The sequence below is a fragment of the Chromobacterium sp. LK1 genome, from assembly GCF_001043555.1.
Classification (GTDB): Bacteria; Pseudomonadota; Gammaproteobacteria; order Burkholderiales; family Chromobacteriaceae; genus Chromobacterium; species Chromobacterium aquaticum.
The window spans coordinates 14347-32003 of sequence record NZ_LDUI01000014.1 but is presented as its reverse complement, the minus strand read 5'-3'; the positions used below and the strand labels follow the sequence as shown (position 1 = coordinate 32003).

The following is a 17657-nucleotide window of genomic DNA, read 5'->3' as shown; positions in this document are numbered from 1 at the left end:
CGGCCGCGGCCGCGGGTGTGTTCGGATTGGGCGCGGGGGCTGGACCCGCCATTGGCCGCTATTTTAACCGAGGCTGGCGTGGGTGGGCTATGAGTGATATATGCTTTTGACCATGTCATTTTCGATAGAGAACGCGTCATGAAAAAAGCCGTATTTTTCTTGTTGGATGAGTATGCCGAGTGGGAAAGCGCTTTTCTGGCCAGCCGGCTGGCGATGAGCAAGCAGTGGTCGGTGGCCACGGCCTCCTTGGAGCGCGGCGCGTGCAAATCCATGGGCGGTTTTACAACGGTTGTTGACTACTCTCTGATGGATATTCCCGGCGATACCGCGCTGTTGGTTTTAGTCGGCGGCAACGGCTGGGGCCTGGAGAGCCCTGAGTTGAGGGATAGGGTTGCCGCTTGCTTGGCAACAGGGGTTGTCGTGGCGGCAATCTGCGGGGCGGTGGATTTTTTGGCGCGGAATGGCTTGTTGAATGATTATCGCCACACCGGCAATGCCCAGCATTTGTGGGCGGAATATCCGGAATATCGCCATCACGCGGGCTTTATCGCAGCGCAAACGGTGCGGGATAGAAACCTGATCACGGCGAATGGAACCGCGGCCATGGAGTTTTCGGAAAGCGTATTAAAATCTGTGCACGCGGGTGATGCGGCGGGAATAGAGATGGAGCATAGGCTATTCAGAATGGGCTACCATGATTACGTCCTGCAATATGGCAACCCATTCGCATAGCCTTGATCCGAACCCTTGCTAATCTATGGCGTCAGGCCGGCAAGACTACCAGCGGCTATAAGGGTTCTTGGACAGATAGGCGTTGGTGTAGCGGCCGTCCTCGGTGACTTCCGCGCCTATCCATTCCGGCTTGTCGAAGGGGGTGCTTTCATCCGGCAGTTCGATTTCTGCCAAGACCAGGCCGGCGTTTTCGCCGAAGAATTCGTCGACTTCCCAGATGAAGCCTCCATGCTCGATGCGGTGGCGCAGCTTGTCCACCACCATCGGGCACATCGCTCCCATGATGGTTTGCGCGTCGGCCAGCGGCACCGGGTATTCGAACTCGTGGCGGCTGACGTTGCTGATATTGCTTTTCAGCGTCAGCCAGGCTTGGTCGCCGACCACGCGCACGCGCACGGTGCGCTCCTTTTCCACCGATAGATAACCCTGGCGGTATTGCACGCCGGGGGCCAGGCCGCGCCAGGCGTCGCCGATGACGACGAAGCGGCGTTCGATTTCCACTGCCATTTCTTGCTCCTGAGAGCCTGTTCAATGCCGACACGCGGCGGCGATTGAACCGGTTCTAATGGGCGATCTGTTCGCCCTTGGGTTTGCCGCAGGCTTCCGCGCGCGGCGAAATCTGCAGATACAGCGATAGGCTGCTTTGTTGGGACACCACGCCGCTGGCTTGGCCGTAAGGCGTGGCGCGCTGCGGCCAGCTGCCCACCAGTTCCGGCTGCGCGCCGATCAGGGTCTGGGCGCTGATCATGCGCTTGCCATCCTGGTCGCTCCAGCTGGCGCTGGCGCTCAGCAGCGGCTTGGCCTGGGCGCGCACCGCGGCGACGTTGCCGCCGATGCTGAGCAGGGCGTCGCCCACTTCGCGCTGGCCGGAGAAGGCGCCCTTGGCGTCCACGCACATCGGCAGCCGCAGCAGTTCGGCGCCGTCGCGGCGCAGCGTGGCCACCACTTCCGGCGGCAGCGCCGGCTTGGGCGGCAGCGGGGTGGCGGCCCAGGCGGGCAGACAGCCCAGCCACAATGCAATCCATTTGCGCATGCGATCCATCTCCTCAGAACGGTTTGGCCACCACCAGAATCACCACCGCCAGCAATACCAGCACCGGCAGTTCGTTGAACACGCGGAACCAGGTATGGCTGCGGCGGTTGGTTTTGGCGGCGAAGTCGCGGTAGAGCTTGCCGCAGCAGCCGTGGTAGCCGACCAAGAGCAGCACCAGGGTCAGCTTGGCGTGCAGCCAGCCGCCGCCGATGCCGAAGCCCAGCCACAGACCAAGACCGGTGGCCAGCGCCAGCGCGGCCAGCGGGGTCATGAAGCGGTAGAGCTTGCGCGCCATCAGCAGCAGGCGCTGGTATTCGGCGTCCTGTTCCGCCAGCGCCAGGTTCACGTAGAGGCGCGGCAGGTAGAACAGCCCGGCGAACCAGGACACCACGAAGAAGATGTGGAAGGCTTTCAGATAAAGGTAGCTCACGATGTCCTTGTCGTTGCGGAGGGTCTGTCCATGGGTGTCGGCGCCGCGCGGCGCCGGGCCTGGCCGGCGGTGTTCACGCCGACGCCTCGTAGCGTTGCCTGAGCGCCTTGGGCAGCTTGGCCAGCACTAGGCGCCGCGCGTCGGCGAGGCCGACGTGCAGCTGTTCCAGGCTCAGCGCCTCCAGCGACGACACTTCTATCCAGCGCGCCCGCGCCAGATACGGCGCCGGCCGCACGCCGGGCAGGCCGCTGAGGACGAGAAAATCGTCGGCGGCCACCTTGTACATCACCGTGTCGTCGTGGAACAGCGCGAACATCTTGCTTTCCAGGCTGAGCACGCGCCGGGTTTCCCACTTGATGTCGAACTGGGCGCCCGGCAAGGCGCGGGCCTGGGCCAGCAGCGCGTCCATATCCTCTTTGCTCAAGGCCATGCTCAGCCTTTCTTCGCCGCCTGGTACAGCGGCATCACTTGCGGGATGCGCTGCTGCAGGTCGCGGATGCGGGTGGGGCCGGACGGATGGGTGGACAGGAATTCCACGCCGCCGCCATTGCCGGCCGCCTGCATCTTGTTCCACACATTGACCGCGGCGTTGGGGTCGTAGCCGGCGCGCGCCATCAGTTCCAGGCCCATGATGTCGGCCTCGGATTCCATGGTGCGGCTATTGGGCTTGGACAGCGCCACATCGGTGACCATGGCGGCCATGTCCATCTGGTTCTGCTTGAGACCGGCCACCGCGCCCACCAGCGACAGGCCGACTTGCTGGGCGTAAGCCTGGCTCATGCCCTCGCGCGAGTGCTCGCGCAGCGCGTGCGAGATTTCATGGCCGATGACGGCGGCCAGTTCGGCGTCGCTCAGCTTGAGCTTGGTGATCAGGCCGGAGTAGACCATGATCTTGCCGCCGGCCATCGCATAGGCATTGGGTTCGTCATTGCGCATCACATTGACTTCCCAGCGCCATTTGGCGGCGTCGGGACGGAATACCGGCGCCTGGGCGATCAGGCGCTGGGATATCCGGCGCACCCGCGCCGTCATCGCCGCGTCGGTATTGAGCTGGCCGCCGGCGCGCGCCTTGCCCAACTGCTGGGCATAGGATTTGGCCGACATCTGCTCCACTTCCTGGCTGGACAGCAGCATGGTCTGGCCGCGGCTGACGCCGACGGCGCCGCCCTGGGTGGTGTTGACCTGGGCACAGCCGGCCAGGGTGGTTGCGGCCAGCAGGGCGGCCAGGGTGTGACTCCAGAAACTTTTCATTGCGGTATGGCCTCGTGGCCGCTTGTCGGCGGCGCGGCGGAGCATCCCGGCGGGCGTTGGCGCCGGCTCAGATTTCCACCATTTCGAAATCGTCCTTGCGCGCGTCGCAATCGGGGCAAGTCCAGTTGGGGGGGATGTCTTCCCACTTGGTGCCCGGCGGGATACCATCTTCCGGACGGCCGGCTTCCTCATCGTAGATAAAGCCGCAGATCAGACACATCCAAGTACGCATCGCATCACCTTGTGATCGAGTAAAACAGTTATTCTAAGAGTGGCCCGCGACACTGACAATGCGCGCGCCGCGATGGCGCGCGGCCAGACGCCGGCCGCTCCGACCTTATACAGAACGAAGAGGTTTCAGTCTTGACCATTCAGCCCACTCCTCCCGTGGTCCTTACCCTGGCGGGCTCGGATCCCTCCGGCGGCGCAGGCATTCAGGCCGACATTCTGACGCTGGCCAGCCTGGGATGCCATCCTTTGTCGGTGATTACCGCGATCACGGTGCAGGATACCGTCGGCATCAATGACTTTATGGTGCTGGACGCGGATTGGGTCAATGACCAGGCGCGTTTTCTGATGGAAGACATTCCGGTCACCGCGTTCAAGATAGGCATGCTGGGCAGCGTGGAGAATGTGGCGGTGGTGGCGCAGCTGATCGCCGATTATCCCGACATCCCGGTGGTGTTGGACCCGGTGCTGGCCAGCGGCGGCGGGCATGAGCTGGCCGACGAGGATTTGATCGCGGCGATGCGCGACATGCTGATTCCGCAGGTGTCCATCCTGACGCCCAATAGCATAGAAGCGCGGCGCATCGCCAGCAACGATGCCGACGAGGACGAGGACCTGACGCTGGAGCAATGCGCGCAGCGCATCCTGGCGCTGGGCTGCCCGCATCTGCTGATCACCGGCACCCATGAAAACACCAAGGAAGTGGTCAACCAGCTGTATGGCCCCGGCGGCCTGGTGCGCTCCGACGCCTGGGAGCGCCTGCCCGGCAGTTATCACGGCTCCGGCTGCACGCTGGCCTCGGCGATCGCCGGCATGCTGGCCACCGGCCTGTTGCTGCCGGAGGCGGTGCGCGAGGCGCAGGAGTACACCTATCAATCCCTGATCAACGGTTTCCGTCCCGGCATGGGCCAGTTCCTGCCCGACCGCATGTTCTGGGCGCGCGGCGACGAGGACGAAGACGATGCCGGCCAGGCTTGAGGGCTTGTACGCGGTCACGCCGGACACCGTGGACAGCGTGAGCTTGCTGAGCCAGGCGGCGGCGGTGGCGCCGCACATCGACATCCTGCAATACCGCAACAAGAGCGAGGACGCGGCGCTGCGGCTGGAACAGGCGCGGGCGCTGGCCGATCTGTGCCGGCGTCATGGCGTGCTCTTCATCGTCAACGACGATGTGGAGCTGGCGGCGCAGGCGGGCGCCGATGGCGTGCACCTGGGGCGCGACGACGCGGCGCTGAGCGCGGCGCGGCGGCGGCTGGGCGCGGCGGCGGTGATTGGCGCTTCTTGTTACGACAGCCTGGAGCGGGCGCGGCGCGCGGTGGAAGCCGGCGCCAGCTATATCGCCTTCGGCGCGGTGTTTCCATCCGCCACCAAGCCGCAAGCGGCGCAGGCGCCGCTGAGCCTGTTCGCCGCCGCGCGGGCGCTGGGCGCGCCCATGGTGGCGATAGGCGGCATAGACGCCGGCAATGCCGGCCAGGTGTTGCGGGCGGGGGCGGATGCGCTGGCGGTGATCGGCGGCCTGTTCGCTCGGCCCGATCCCGCCGCCGCCGCGCGCGAGCTGGCCGAGGCTTGCCGCCGGGCCGGCCGCTGAAAACAAAACCGCCGCGCTGGGCGCGGCGGTTGGCGGAGGGAAGGCTCAGCCTGGCGCTGGGCGCGAACTGCCGGCTATCAAGGCCCTGCTCACTTCCCCTGGCTTGATGATGCCGTGTTCCACGCTGTAGGCCAGCAGCTCCAGCAGATAGTCGTGGCGGAAAATCAAGGACCCTTCCCATTCACTGCCCTGTTCGCCCTGGATGGCGGGCAGGGTGATGATCACGCGCTCGCCGTCTATCGTGTCCAGCGCGAAGGCTTCCACGTTTCTGGCGATGCCGGATAAGGATCTGGCGGAAGGCTTGCCATAATTCAAGGCGCGTATGCTCATTGCTGACTCCTGTCGCATCGTGGTTTCTCTTTGGCCCGCGTTGATCTTGAAATGGCCCCGCGCTTGCCGCGGACGCCGGCTTGGCGCCGTTGGCCGCTGCGCGGAGGCCTGATACCTCGTCGCGTTTTCTGACCGCGCCAATCTGTTGTCGGCGTCGGTGTTGGGTGCAGCTGAAGTTTTGATTTAGACCCGCTAACAAAACCCCTGATCCTGCGTTGCGCCTCCTTGTCGTACTCAAGTACTGCCTGCGTCGGCGCGCCTTGGCTCAGGTTCTCAGCGAGGTGTTGTTAGCGGCTCTTAGTCGCTGTCGGGCGCCGCGCGTGCATGGCGGCATGTCGGCGGGGGATGGCAGTCCGTCCGCGCGGCAGGCTGTCCCGCGCGGGCGTTGCCCGCGCAGCCTACCGCTTCAGGCTCAGAGCATAGTCTTTTTATGCTTTTTGAGTAACTCCAGGAAAATGGAGAATCGCCGGGAAGGCGTCATAGCTGCTTGGAACCGATCAGGCGGCTGAACAGCGAGGCCGGCATTTTGCGATGCATGCCGGCGGCGATCAGCGCGTCGCAGAGCTCGGCGCGGCGTTGCGACGGCAGACCCAGTTTTTCGCAGATATAGTTCTTGCTCTTGATGATGGAATCCGCCACCCGGGTTTTGGGCTTGGGCCGGTATTTATTCATGAAATCGGCGATTTGCTTGAAATCCCAATTCAATAGCAGCAGGAAACTCACTTCCTGTTCGTATTCGGTCAGTTCCACGTCTTGCAGTTTGAATTTGCCTTGCACCTGTTCAATGCTGCAGCCGGAGCCGAACTCCAGAATGTAATTGGGCATCAGGCTGATGAAGTTGGCGACTTCGATTTCATGGGCGTAATAGACGGTGCCGAGGATGGCGCGCGTAGGCTCGTGCCGGAGCAGATGCTTGGAAAACACCCGTGCCTTGAGACCGTCGCCGTATTCATGCACGTTGAGGATGGATGCCTTGGCGTTGGGGTCGCCGCCGCGCATCAGCGCCAGGTCTTCCTGCACATAGCAATCGGCGAACTGGGCGGTGCCTTCGCAGGGCATTTCCTTGTCCAGGCGGTCGATGACATCGGCGCCGCGCGCGAGCGCCACGATCCTGGCGTAGGCGTCGCTGGCCACCAGATGGCGCGAGTTGACGTCCTTGGCGCCGACTATCATGTCGGTTTGACCGGAGAGCTGGAAGATGGACTCGCGGAACTTCGACACAAATTCGCTTTGCTCCTCGGAGAAATGTTCAGGGGATACGAGTTGGTAGTCCATAGGTGCCGCCAGAGGGTAGTGGTTTGTCATGTCGGTGCTGGGCACTTATAGGTTTTTTGTTCCGATAATGTCAATGCGAAGGGCTGTTTGGAATTGATTAACTGTACTAAAGGATGGAGCCGGCAAAATGGGCGAGGGATTGGCGACTTAGCCGATAGGCTATAGGCTTCGCATCTTTTTGTTTATTTGGCGCGCGAATTTTTTCGCTCGATAGTACTGTTTAATTTAGGAATGTAATGAACGTAATTGATTGGAAATCGGAGCTGGACCAAGGCATATACGACGGCAGTGTCGGCATCAAGATTGTTAAATTGGCCGGCGACGCCGGTTTTAGCACTTATTTGACCGAAATCGCGCCCGGCGTGGCGATCAACGGCCATTACCATTGTCATGGCGACGAGCACTACCACATCGTCAGCGGCAGCGGTGAGATGAGACTGGTGGATGTGGCCACCGGCGCGGCGCGCAAGCACGCGGTGGCGGAGCAGTGTTCCTTCGTGGTGCCGGCCAACACCCAGCACCAGCTCAGCAATACCGGCGCCGCGCCGCTGGTGTTGATGTTCAGCTGTCCGGCCAGCCATTTGGCGGACGACCGCCATTTTCTGTAGCGGCCGGCGCGTCGAAACGGAACAGTTCGGCCGGGGTGTCGTGGGTGATTTGCCGGCGGCGCCCGGCGTCCGGCAGCCACTGCTCCAATAGTTCCAGCGTGCGAGCGTAGCGGATGGAGCCGAATTGGGTGTGCGGCCAATCGCTGCCCCACAGCATGCGCTCCGGGCCCAGCGCGCCGTCGAGCAGCGGCAGCGCGGCGCGGGCGATGTCCTCGCCGCGGCCGGCCAGGCCGTTGCGGTAGGCGGCGGAGATCTTGACCCAGATGCGGCCGCTGGCGGCGCCGGCGTCCAGCAAGTAGCGGAAGCCGGGGTCGTCGACGCCCAGCGCTGGGTGGGGGCGGCCGAAGTGGTCGATGACCACCTTGACTCCGGCGTCCAGCAGCGGCGGCAGCAGCAAGGGCCAATCCTGCGCCGGACGGTGCACTTCCACCTGCCAGCCCAGCCTGGCGGCGCGCGCCAGGCAGCGGCGCCACGCGCGCGACCTCAGGTCCGGCAACGGTCGGCCGAACAGATTCAGCCGCAGGCCGACCACGCCGGCGGCGTCCATGTCGCGCATCGTCGCCAGCGGACAGTCCGGCGCGATCACCGCGATGCCGCGCAGGCGGCCGGCGCCGCGGCGCAGGCCTTGCAGCAGATAACCGTTGTCACAGCCCAGGAAGCTGGGCTGCACCAGCACGCCGCCGCGAATGCCGAATTGGTCCAGTTGCGACAGATAGGCCGGCAGCGTGGCGTCGCGGTAGGGCTTGTAGCGCAGCGGGGCGGTGCCGACCAGCCGGCGCAGGAAGATGTGGGCGTGCCCGTCTATCATCGGCCTGGCATCAGCCGCAGGCCTGACAGGCGGTCGCGCCGCGATCCAGCGCCGCGTCGATGTCGGCGGCGTCCAGCACCTGGTGCTTGATGCTGTGGGTGAGCAGGGCCAGCAGATAGTCGCGCCGGAAAATCGGCGAGCCTTCCCATTCGCTGCCCTGCGTGCCCAGGATGATGGGCGAGGTGATGATGACCCGTTCGCCTTCTATGGTGTCCAGCGCGAACTCTTCGTCGCTGATGCGGTTGGCGATGTCGTTTAGTGGCATAGATGACTCACAATGACGGTGAAAGTGCGCGACGCTCGGCTCAGGCCGACGCTTGGGCGTCGCGGGCGCGCGGCTCGCGCGAATCGACGGGCTCGTCTTGCAGCGGCTTGCCCTTGGTTTCCGGCAGGCAGAACACCGCCAGCGCCACGATGGAGTAGGCCAGCGCCGCGCTGACGCCGATGGAGGCGCCCAGTGTCCAGCCGTCGCTCAGATAGCCGACCAGCAGCGGGAAGCCGGCGGACAGGATGCGACCGAAGTTGTAGCAGAAGCCCACGCCCGCGCCGCGCATGCCGCTGGGGTAGAGTTCATTGAACAGCGCGCCCAGGCTGGACGGAATGCCGGCGGAGAAAAAGCCCAGCGGGAAGCCCAGGACCAGCATCAGTTGATTGCTCAGCGGTGCGAACACATAGATCAGCACCGTGGCCACGCAGCAGATCGAGAACAACAGCAGGTTGAGGCGGCGGCCGATGCGGTCGAGCAGATAGGCGCTGGCCATGCAGCCGCACCAGAAGGCGACGATGATCACCGCCAGGTAGCCGCTGGTGCCGAGGATGGACAGGTGGCGCTCGGTCTTGAGGAACATCGGCAGCCAGGTCATCAGCGCGGCGTAGCCGCCGTGCGCGCCGACGCCGATCAGGGAGCCGATCAAGGTCATGCGCAGCACGCTGGGCTTGAAGATGTCCAGCAGCGGCACCGCGGGCGCCGCCTGGCGCTCGCGGCGCGGCGGCTCGGGGATGTGGCGGCGGATATAGATGATGAAGAAGGCCGGCAGGATGCCGATGGCGAACATCACGCGCCAGGCGATTTCCGCCGGAAACAGCAGGAAGATCGCCGAATACAGCAGCACCGACGCGCCCCAGCCCACCGCCCAGGCGCTTTGCACCGAGGCCATCGCCTTGCCGCGGTGTTCCGGCCGGATGATTTCCGCCATCAGCACCGCGCCGGCCGCCCATTCGCCGCCGAAGCCGAAGCCCTGCAAGGCCTTGAGCACCAGCAATTGCTCATAGCTCTGGGCGAAACCGGACAGCAGGGTGAACAGCGAGAACCAGATGATGGTGATCTGCAGCGCCAGCACCCGGCCGATGCGGTCCGATACCGCGCCCATGATCCAGCCGCCCAGCGCCGAGGCAACCAGGGTGACGCTGCCTATCAGGCCGGCCTCGGCCTTGCTCAGGCTGAAGGCGGCGATCAGCGCAGGGATCGCCAGGCTGAACATCTGCACGTCCAGCGCGTCCAGCGCCCAGCCGCCGAAACAGCCCCAGAAGGTCTTGCGCTCGCCCTGCGATACCTGCTTATACCAATGCAACATGGTGCTGCCCTTTATGGTTTTTGCTTGTTGTCGATGCGCGGCGCTCGCCACTGCCATGGCGCGCGCGGCGTGGAATCAGCGGATGTCCGCCTGGTAACGGAATTTGTCGGCGCGGCCGCGCACGCTGCGCCATTCCAGCGGGCTGCCGTCATAGGCCTTGGCCAGGCGTTCCAGCACGATGGCCGGGGTGCCGGGCGTCAGTTGCAGCAGTTCGGCGTACGGCGCGGCGATGGCTTCGGCGGTCAACGATTCACGCGCCGAGGCCACCACTTGGTGACAGCAATCCTCGTACAGCGGATAGAGCAGGTCGCCGAAGCTGGGCAGCGGAATGGCCAGCAGCGCCTGGAAGCGCGTCGCCGGCAGCCAGATCGATTCCGCCAGCAGCGGTTCGCGGTCCAGGTAGCGCAGCCGGGTCAGGTGGATGGCCTGGCCGCCGGACGGCAACTGCAGGCTGTCGGCGATGGCCGGCGGCGGCGTCAGCTGTTCGCGGTGCAGAATCCTGGCTTCGGGGATGCGGTATTTGCCATCGGCGTCGTGGAAGCGGAAAAAGCGCAGCAGCGAGGACTGGAAATTGGCCGGCTTGATGAAGGTGCCCTTGCCCTGGCGGCGTTCCACCATCTCGTCGGCCACCAATTGGTCCACCGCCTTGCGGATGGTGCCGATGGAGGTGTGGAAGCGCCCGACCAGCTCGGCCTCGGTGGGAATCGCCTCGCCGGGTTTCCAGACTCGGTTGGCGATGTCGCGCGCCAGCGCGTCGCGGACTTGCTGGTACAGGGGCAGACGCAGATCCGCCTGACGCATGTCAGTCATATGGTCATATATATGAATTAAAGCAATGGGCGCAACGATGACAAATAAGTGTGCAATGAACAAGAGCTAAAACGTTTTATCAGGGTAAATCTGTCCTAAAGGACTGTGTTTTTGGCATGGAAGCAACGCCTTGGCTTGCGAGGCCGTCGGGCGGGCATGGAGATGGAGAGGCGGAGGAAGCGCCGCACCGGGAAAGGCGGCTGGTAGAGGACGTGGCTCTGGAGATCGGCCTGAACGCGTGGCGCGGCGCGTTCCCGGCCGTGGGCCAGCCATGTATTTATGGCATGGCTGGCCGGGGAAGCAGGATCGTGAGCGGGTGGCAGGTTTTTAGAAGCTGTTCAAAATCTCGCGAGCAAGAGCGAGACAAGGCGAAAACGGCTGAGAAAGCGGAATGTACACACGGTACATGAGCATTTCGCAGTCGTTTTCAACGCCGTATCGCCGAAGCACAGCAGACTATGAACAGGTTCTTAGAGGGCTGCGGCGAGACGCGAGCCTTGATCTATCGCCCGCTTGGCGTCCAGCTCCGCCGCCACGTCGGCGCCGCCGATCAGATGCACCGGTTTGCCGGCGGCCTGCAACGGTGCTTGCAGCTCGCGCAGCGGGTCCTGGCCGGCGCAGATGATCACATTGTCCACCGGCAGCAGTTGGGTTTCGCCCTTCACCGTGATGTGCAGGCCGGCGTCGTCTATCTTGTCGTAGCTGACGCCGGACAGCATGCGCACCTGTTTCATCTGCAGGCTGGCGCGATGGATCCAGCCGGTGGTCTTGCCCAGGCCTTCGCCCACTTTGCTGGTCTTGCGCTGCAGCAGGTAAACCTCGCGCGGGCTGGGATGCGGCCGCGGGCCTTGCGGACTGAGGCCGCCCGGATGCTCCACCGTCATGTCCACGCCCCATTCGCGCATGAAGGCGGCGGTGTCCAGCGAGCTGGACTTGCCTTCGTGGGTCAGGAATTCCGCGGTGTCGAAGCCGATGCCGCCGGCGCCGATGATGGCGACGCGCTTGCCCACCGGTTTGCCGTGCTTGAGCACGTCCAGGTAGTTGAGCACCTTGGGATGATCGACGCCGGGAATCTGCGGGGTGCGCGGCGCGATGCCGGTGGCCAGCACCACTTCGTCGAAGCCGGCCAGGTCCGCCGCCGCCACGCGGGTGTTCAGCTTCAGTTCCACCCCGCTCAGTTCCAGCTTGCGCTTGAAATAGCGCAGGGTTTCGTAGAACTCTTCCTTGCCGGGGATGCGCTTGGCCACATTGAACTGGCCGCCGATTTCCGCCGCGGCGTCGAACAGCGTCACCTGATGGCCGCGTTCCGCCGCCACCGTGGCGCAGGCCAGGCCGGCCGGGCCGGCGCCGACGATGGCCAGCTTCTTGGCCTGGGCGGCTTGGCCGTAGTTCAGTTCGGTTTCGCGGCAGGCGCGCGGGTTGACCAGGCAGCTGGTCAGCTTGCCCTGGAAGATGTGGTCCAGACAGGCTTGGTTGCAGCCGATACAGGTGTTGATCTCGTCGCCGCGGCCGGCGGCGGCCTTGTTGACGAAGTCCGGATCGGCCAGGAAGGGGCGCGCCATCGACACCATGTCGGCGCAGCCGTCGGCCAGAATCTCCTCGGCCACTTCCGGAGTGTTGATGCGGTTGGTGGTGATCAGCGGAATCTTCACCTTGCCCATCAGCTTCTTGGTGACCCAGGCGAAGCCGCCGCGCGGCACCATGGTGGCGATGGTGGGCACCCGCGCCTCGTGCCAGCCTATGCCGGTGTTGATCAGCGTGGCGCCGGCTTTTTCGATCTCGCCGGCCAGATGCGCCACCTCGTCCCAGGAGCTGCCGTCCTGCACCAGGTCCAGCATGGACAGCCGGTAAATGATGATGAAGTCACTGCCCACCGCGGCGCGCACCGCTTTCACGGTTTCGATGGCGAAGCGGATGCGGTTTTCGAAGCTGCCGCCCCAATCGTCGTCGCGCTTATTGGTGGCGCGGGCGATGAATTGATTGATCAGATAGCCTTCCGAGCCCATCACTTCCACGCCGTCGTAGCCGGCCTGCTGTGCCAGCCGCGCGCAGCGGGCGAAGTCGGCGATGGTTTGCCAGACATCGGCATCGGACAGCTCACGCGGTTTGTAGAAGTTGATCGGCGCGATCAGCGGCGAGGCGGACACGCATTTTTCCTGGAAGCTGTAGCGGCCGGAGTGCAGGATTTGCAGCGCGATCTTGCCGCCGGCGGCATGCACCGCGTCGGTGACCAGCTTGTGGTGCGGCACCTCGGCCTCGTCGGCCAGCATGGAAGCGCCTTCGGCGACACAGCCTTCCGGGTTGGGGCCCACGCCGCCGGTGACGATCAGACCCACGCCGCCGCGGGCGCGCTCCGCGTAAAAGGCCGCCATTTTCTCGAAGCCTTGCGGCGCTTCTTCCAGGCCGGTGTGCATCGAGCCCATCAGCACGCGGTTCTTCAGCGTGGTGAAGCCCAGGTCCAGCGGGGCCAGCAGGTGCGGGTATGCCGTCATGTTTTCGTCCTCGTGTTGGTTTCTCGCGTAGCTCATTGTGGTCGCGGCGCGCATGCGGCGCCAGCGCGGCGGGCAAGTGTTTGATTGACTTGGTTTGCCTGTGTTGGCGTTGAAGATACTTACTGGTAAGTAAGGTGTCAATCGGCCTTGCGATCCAGCCAGCCGCTGACGATGACGGATATGAAAAAAGCCACCGCGAAGGGTGGCTTTGGTTTCCAGGCCCGTGGGGCTTAGAAGTTGTATTTCAGCGAGTAGATGACGGCGTTCTCGTTGCCGGCCACGCCCAGCTTGTTGACGGCGTAGCGGTATTGCAGACCAGCGGTCATGGACTTGATCGGGGTCCACCACAGGCCGATGGCGCCGTTCTGGCCGGTACGGCGTTGAGTCGTGCCGGTCGGGCTGGCCAGGGTGGTGTATTCCTTGGCGCGGTCGAATTCGGTTTCGTGCCACTGGGTCACCGAGAACGGCTGACCGAAGGCGGTGAAGTCGAAACCGGCGACATAACCGGCCATATAGCCGTTCATATTGGCGCCGACGCCGTATTTCAGTTCCTGATGCACGCCCAGGAAGGGCTTGAACCACACTTTGCCGAAGCTCAGGTCGGTGCCCAGGCCCAGCACGCGGTTCTGGTCAAAGAAGTTGTGGCCGCGGGTGTCGTAAACGTGGGTGTACAGCTTGACCGGCACGCCGCCCACTTCCGCCAGGTTGAAACGCGCAACTACTTTGGTGGTGTAACGACGATCGCCCGCCGGGATGTCCTTGTCGTTGCGGTTCCAGTTCTCCAGGTCGAAGAAGCCGTAAACATCGCCCCAGGAACGGCCGATGCCGCCTTCGGCTTCCAGGTACTGGAAGTTGCGCTTGGCGCCGAACGGGCCGGCTTGCGTGCGATCCAGGGTGCTCGGCGACCAGTTCAGCTGGTTGAAGCTGACATTGCCGAAGGAGTAATCACCGGCTTGCGCCACGGTACAGCCGCCCACCAGAGCCAGGGCCAACAGCAGATTGCGAGTTTTCATTGTTTCACCAGATTATTGTGCGTGTAGCGTGTAGTGCGCGCGGACAGACCTGTCGGCGCGGGCGCAGACTAGCTCAGAAATATTCGTTTGCAAAGTATTTACAATCGGCCTGTCGCATTTTTGTCATTTTATGTAAATGCGATGTATTTTGAGCTGTAGATATTTGGTGTGAAACATTAAATGTTGCGGAACTACAACTTTTTGCTACAAAAATGCGCGTCCGGCCAGCCATAACGCCGCAAATCCACCTTGCCGGCCGCGCTCAATTCCACGCCGTCTTCTTCCAGCAGCAGACGCTGCCAGTCGGCCTGCTCGCTGCCCGGGCGCGAGATGCGGCCGCCAGCGCCCAGCACCCGGAACCAGGGCACGCTGACGCCGTCCGGCAAATGGCTGAGCAGGCGGCCGACGTGGCGGGAATGGCGCGGATAGCCGGCCTGTTCCGCCAAGGCGCCGTAGGTGGTGACCCGGCCGGGCGGCAGCGCCAGCAATAGCGCGATCACCTTGCGTTCGAATTCGGGCGGCATCGCGGCTCAGCGATAGCGCGGGTTGGCGACGTAGGGATTGCTACGTTTTTCCTCGCCTATGGTGGTCAAGGGGCCGTGGCCCGGCACCACCGTGGTGTTGTCCGGCAGCAGGAACAGCTTTTGCTGGATCGCGTCTATCAGCTGCTGGTGATTGCCCATGGGGAAATCGGTGCGGCCGATCGAGCCCTGGAACAGCACGTCGCCGGCGATCAGCAGCCGCGCGCCGGCGCTGTGGAACACCACATGGCCCGGGGTATGGCCGGGGCAGTGAATCACGTTCAGCGTTTCCTCGCCCACGCTGACGCTGTCGCCTTCCTCCAGCCAACGATCCGGCGTCAGCGCCTCGCTGCGCGGAAAGCCGAACATATGGCCTTGTTGCGGCAGCTGGTCCAGCCAGAAGCTTTCCGCGCGCTGCGGGCCTTCAATCTTGACGCCCAGTTGCTCCGCCAGCCGCGCGGCGCCGCCGGCGTGGTCGATATGGCCGTGGGTCAGCAGCAGTTTTTCCACCGTCAGGTTCTGGCGGGACACCCAATCGGCGATGCGTTCGATGTCGCCGCCGGCGTCCACCACCGCGGCGCGGCGGGTGGCGTCGCACCACAGGATGGAACAGTTCTGGGCAAACGGCGTGACCGGGATCACGTGGAAATGCAGGGACATGGCGCGCTCGATTCAATGGGGATGGCCGGATTGTGGCATGAGTCGGCGCCGATGAGGAGAGGCCGGCCCGGAGCTTAGAAGCTGTTTACGATCTGCTGCGCGTCGGCGGAATAGTTAGACAAGGGCATTGAAACCCGCTTCGAAATGCTCATGTACCACGAGTACATTCCGCTTTCTTAGCGGTTTTCGCCTTGTCTCACTCTTGCTCGCGAGACTTTGAACAGGCTCTTACAGCTTGAACTTGCCGATCAGCGTATCCAGCTCCTCGCCCAGGCGCGCCAGCAAGGTGGTGGCCTGCTGCGCCTGGCTGATGGATTCGTCGGTTTGCAACAGCATGCCGTGGATGTTTTCGATGTGGCGGGCGATTTCCTGGCTGGCGCTGGATTGCTCCGAGGTGGAAGCGGCGATATCGCCCACCGATTCCACCACCTGCTGCGCATGGCCGCTGATCTGCTGGATGGACTGCGCGGAGTCCTCGGCCAGCTTCACGCCCTGGTCCACCTGGCGCAAAGCGCCGTCCATGCTGTCGGCCGCCTTGCTGGTGTCCTGCTGCATGGTCTGGATCACGCCGGAGATTTCCAGCGTGGCCTGGGCGGTGCGTTCGGCCAGCTTGCGCACTTCGTCCGCCACCACCGCGAAGCCGCGGCCCATCTCGCCGGCGCGCGCCGCTTCTATCGCCGCGTTCAGCGCCAAGAGATTGGTCTGGTCGGCGATGTCGCGGATCACCGATACGATGCCGCTGATCTGGGTAGAGCGCTGCTGCATGCCGCCCAGCACCTCGGCCAGTTCGCGCACCGTCTGCGAAATGCGGCCGATCTCGCGCACGGTGGCGTCGACATTGGCCGAGGCCTGGTTGGACAGCGTGTCCGCCTCGCGCGCGCGCTGTTCCGCCACCCGCGCCGATTCCGCGATATGACTGACGCTGACCGACAACTGTTCCACGCTGGCGGCGGTGGCGTTGGCGGCCTCGGACTGGCGCGCCGAACTGCCGCGGATCTGATCCACGTCGCCGGACAGCTGGCGCACCGAACCCAGCACGTCGCCGGCGTGGCGGCGCACGTCCAGCATCATCGCGCGCAGCGAGCCGGTGAAGGTGTTGAAGGCGCCGGCGGCCAGGCCGATCTCGTCGCGGCTTGAGATGGGCAGCGCCCGGGTCAGATCGCCGCTGCCCGAGGCCAGCTCGCTCATCGCCGACTGCAGGCGGCCCAGCGGACGCAGCAGGCGGCTGAGCGTGGCGCCCAGCAGCAGCAGGATCAAGGCCAGGATGCCCAGGCTGATCAAGGCCGATTGCCAACTGGCGGCGCGTACCGGCGCGAACGCCTCGCTCAGCGGAATGGAAATGCGCACCGCCCATGGCATGCCGGCCTCGCCCACGGTGACGGGCATGATGAAGTGACGGAAGCCGTCGTCGCTATCGTATTCCGCTGGCTGGCCGTTCTTGATCGCCGCCTTGGCCGTCGCCGGCAGAGTGGCGTCGGCCTTGCCGTTCAGCGCCGGGTCACGACCGGCCAATTGCATGCCGCTATTGGAATACAAGCTCATGAAGCCGCGCTGGTAGGGCTGGACCTTGGCGGCCAGCTCCTGCAGATGGCCCAGCGCGATATCGCAGCCGGCCACGCCCAGCGCCTTGCCGTTGACCAGCAGCGGAAAGGAAATGGTGCCCATCAGGATCTTGATGTCGGGATCGACATAGGGTTCGGTCAGCATCGGCTTGCCGGTCTTGCGCGGCTCGGTGTAGTAGGCGCTGTCGTCGACGCCCTCGGCGCCCCACACCACGTCGACCTTGCCGCTCTTGCGATACCAATACACCCCGCTGCGGCCGGTCTTGTCGTTGTGCTCCTTGCCGGCCAGCTCCGCGTCGCGGCCGTCCAGCGCATTGGGCTCCCAGATCGCCCAATAGCCGACCGCGTCCGGATTATTGGGCAACTGGCCCTTGACGATGTCGGACAGCAAGGCGCGGGCGTTGGGCGGCAGATTGTTCTTCACCGCCACCGCGGATTCCGCCACCACCTGGGCCGAATCGTAGGTCTTGCCCAGCAGCCGCTGCACCTGGCCGGCCTCGCTTTCCGCCAGCAACTTGGCATTGTCCAGCACCGCTTGCTCGGCGTTCTGATAACCGGCATAGATATTGACGCCGGCCAGCACGCAAAAACCGATCAGGATCAACAGGCCGGAACCGGCCAGAATCTTGCCCTTGATGGTGGTGATCATGGTTTTCCCCATCGCTTCATGTATGTTCTTCCCCGGTGGCGCCATCGGGAGCGGACGCCGGCTGCCGGGCCGATTATTATGGTTCTGGCCCGC

At 64.2% G+C, this 17657-nt stretch carries 21 protein-coding genes; 4 read left to right on the top strand and 17 right to left on the bottom strand.

Annotated elements, in window-relative coordinates:
* The first annotated feature begins 138 nt into the window (after positions 1–138).
* Complete coding sequence (locus tag VI26_RS06885; protein ID WP_048409007.1) at positions 139–732, top strand: DJ-1/PfpI family protein; 594 nt, start codon at positions 139–141, stop codon at positions 730–732.
* Positions 733–777: 45 nt separating this feature from the next.
* Here VI26_RS06885 and VI26_RS06880 read toward each other — a convergent pair whose 3' ends face one another.
* The 6 genes from VI26_RS06880 to VI26_RS06855 all read right to left on the bottom strand — a co-directional run bounded on the left by VI26_RS06880 (position 778) and on the right by VI26_RS06855 (position 3678).
* Positions 778–1239: a CYTH domain-containing protein gene (locus tag VI26_RS06880; protein ID WP_048409006.1), complete on the bottom strand. Its 462-nt coding sequence runs from the start codon at positions 1237–1239 to the stop codon at positions 778–780.
* 55 nt (positions 1240–1294) lie between these two features.
* Entirely contained in the window at positions 1295–1765 is a 471-nt protein-coding gene (locus VI26_RS06875; protein WP_048409005.1) for a hypothetical protein, read from the bottom strand.
* Between the two features lie 13 nt (positions 1766–1778).
* Entirely contained in the window at positions 1779–2195 is a 417-nt protein-coding gene (locus tag VI26_RS06870; protein WP_048409004.1) for a CopD family protein, read from the bottom strand.
* A gap of 73 nt (positions 2196–2268) precedes the next feature.
* Positions 2269–2625 (bottom strand): MmcQ/YjbR family DNA-binding protein, encoded by a 357-nt coding sequence (locus VI26_RS06865; RefSeq protein WP_048409003.1) that lies wholly within the window; start codon positions 2623–2625, stop codon positions 2269–2271.
* Between the two features lie 2 nt (positions 2626–2627).
* On the bottom strand, positions 2628–3446 hold the full coding sequence (locus VI26_RS06860) for a M48 family metallopeptidase (RefSeq protein WP_048409028.1): 819 nt from the start codon (positions 3444–3446) through the stop codon (positions 2628–2630).
* A gap of 67 nt (positions 3447–3513) precedes the next feature.
* Complete coding sequence (locus VI26_RS06855) at positions 3514–3678, bottom strand: rubredoxin (RefSeq protein ID WP_039756174.1); 165 nt, start codon at positions 3676–3678, stop codon at positions 3514–3516.
* Positions 3679–3809: 131 nt separating this feature from the next.
* On the opposite strand from VI26_RS06855, the gene VI26_RS06850 reads away from it, so the two are divergent.
* Complete coding sequence (locus tag VI26_RS06850; protein WP_082150930.1) at positions 3810–4652, top strand: hydroxymethylpyrimidine/phosphomethylpyrimidine kinase; 843 nt, start codon at positions 3810–3812, stop codon at positions 4650–4652.
* A complete protein-coding gene (gene thiE, locus VI26_RS06845) occupies positions 4636–5262 on the top strand; it encodes a thiamine phosphate synthase (protein WP_048409002.1) in 627 nt (208 codons plus the stop codon). Before VI26_RS06850 ends, thiE begins: the two co-directional genes overlap by 17 nt.
* A 45-nt stretch (positions 5263–5307) precedes the next feature.
* On the opposite strand, the gene VI26_RS06840 is transcribed toward thiE, so the two are convergent.
* Both VI26_RS06840 and VI26_RS06835 read right to left on the bottom strand, forming a co-directional pair.
* The gene (locus VI26_RS06840) at positions 5308–5592 is read right to left on the bottom strand and encodes a hypothetical protein (protein ID WP_048409001.1); all 285 of its coding nucleotides are present in this window, start codon (positions 5590–5592) and stop codon (positions 5308–5310) included.
* 477 nt (positions 5593–6069) lie between these two features.
* The gene (locus VI26_RS06835) at positions 6070–6867 is read right to left on the bottom strand and encodes a hypothetical protein (RefSeq protein WP_048409000.1); all 798 of its coding nucleotides are present in this window, start codon (positions 6865–6867) and stop codon (positions 6070–6072) included.
* Between the two features lie 236 nt (positions 6868–7103).
* Here VI26_RS06835 and VI26_RS06830 point away from each other — a divergent pair, with 236 nt between their 5' ends.
* On the top strand, positions 7104–7475 hold the full coding sequence (locus VI26_RS06830) for a cupin domain-containing protein (RefSeq protein WP_048408999.1): 372 nt from the start codon (positions 7104–7106) through the stop codon (positions 7473–7475).
* Here the strand turns inward: VI26_RS06830 and VI26_RS06825 are convergent.
* The 9 genes from VI26_RS06825 to VI26_RS06785 all read right to left on the bottom strand — a co-directional run bounded on the left by VI26_RS06825 (position 7429) and on the right by VI26_RS06785 (position 17564).
* A complete protein-coding gene (locus tag VI26_RS06825; protein ID WP_053074292.1) occupies positions 7429–8283 on the bottom strand; it encodes an amidohydrolase in 855 nt (284 codons plus the stop codon). The genes VI26_RS06830 and VI26_RS06825 overlap by 47 nt on opposite strands.
* A gap of 10 nt (positions 8284–8293) precedes the next feature.
* Positions 8294–8548 carry a hypothetical protein gene (locus VI26_RS06820; RefSeq protein WP_048408997.1) on the bottom strand — a complete coding sequence of 85 codons (255 nt, stop codon included), beginning with the start codon at positions 8546–8548 and terminating at the stop codon, positions 8294–8296.
* Between the two features lie 40 nt (positions 8549–8588).
* Positions 8589–9857, bottom strand: a complete 1269-nt coding sequence (locus VI26_RS06815; protein WP_048408996.1) for an MFS transporter — start codon at positions 9855–9857, stop codon at positions 8589–8591.
* A gap of 75 nt (positions 9858–9932) precedes the next feature.
* Positions 9933–10667, bottom strand: coding sequence for a GntR family transcriptional regulator (locus VI26_RS06810; RefSeq protein ID WP_197081406.1), 735 nt, complete (start codon positions 10665–10667; stop codon positions 9933–9935).
* A 470-nt stretch (positions 10668–11137) separates the two neighbouring features.
* Positions 11138–13159 (bottom strand): NADPH-dependent 2,4-dienoyl-CoA reductase, encoded by a 2022-nt coding sequence (locus tag VI26_RS06805; RefSeq protein ID WP_048409026.1) that lies wholly within the window; start codon positions 13157–13159, stop codon positions 11138–11140.
* 230 nt (positions 13160–13389) lie between these two features.
* The gene (locus VI26_RS06800) at positions 13390–14172 is read right to left on the bottom strand and encodes an outer membrane protein OmpK (RefSeq protein WP_048408994.1); all 783 of its coding nucleotides are present in this window, start codon (positions 14170–14172) and stop codon (positions 13390–13392) included.
* Between the two features lie 191 nt (positions 14173–14363).
* Positions 14364–14696, bottom strand: a complete 333-nt coding sequence (locus VI26_RS06795; RefSeq protein ID WP_048408993.1) for an MGMT family protein — start codon at positions 14694–14696, stop codon at positions 14364–14366.
* 6 nt (positions 14697–14702) lie between these two features.
* Positions 14703–15353, bottom strand: a complete 651-nt coding sequence (locus tag VI26_RS06790) for an MBL fold metallo-hydrolase (protein ID WP_048408992.1) — start codon at positions 15351–15353, stop codon at positions 14703–14705.
* Between the two features lie 228 nt (positions 15354–15581).
* Positions 15582–17564, bottom strand: coding sequence for a methyl-accepting chemotaxis protein (locus tag VI26_RS06785; RefSeq protein WP_197081405.1), 1983 nt, complete (start codon positions 17562–17564; stop codon positions 15582–15584).
* Positions 17565–17657: the final 93 nt, after the last annotated feature.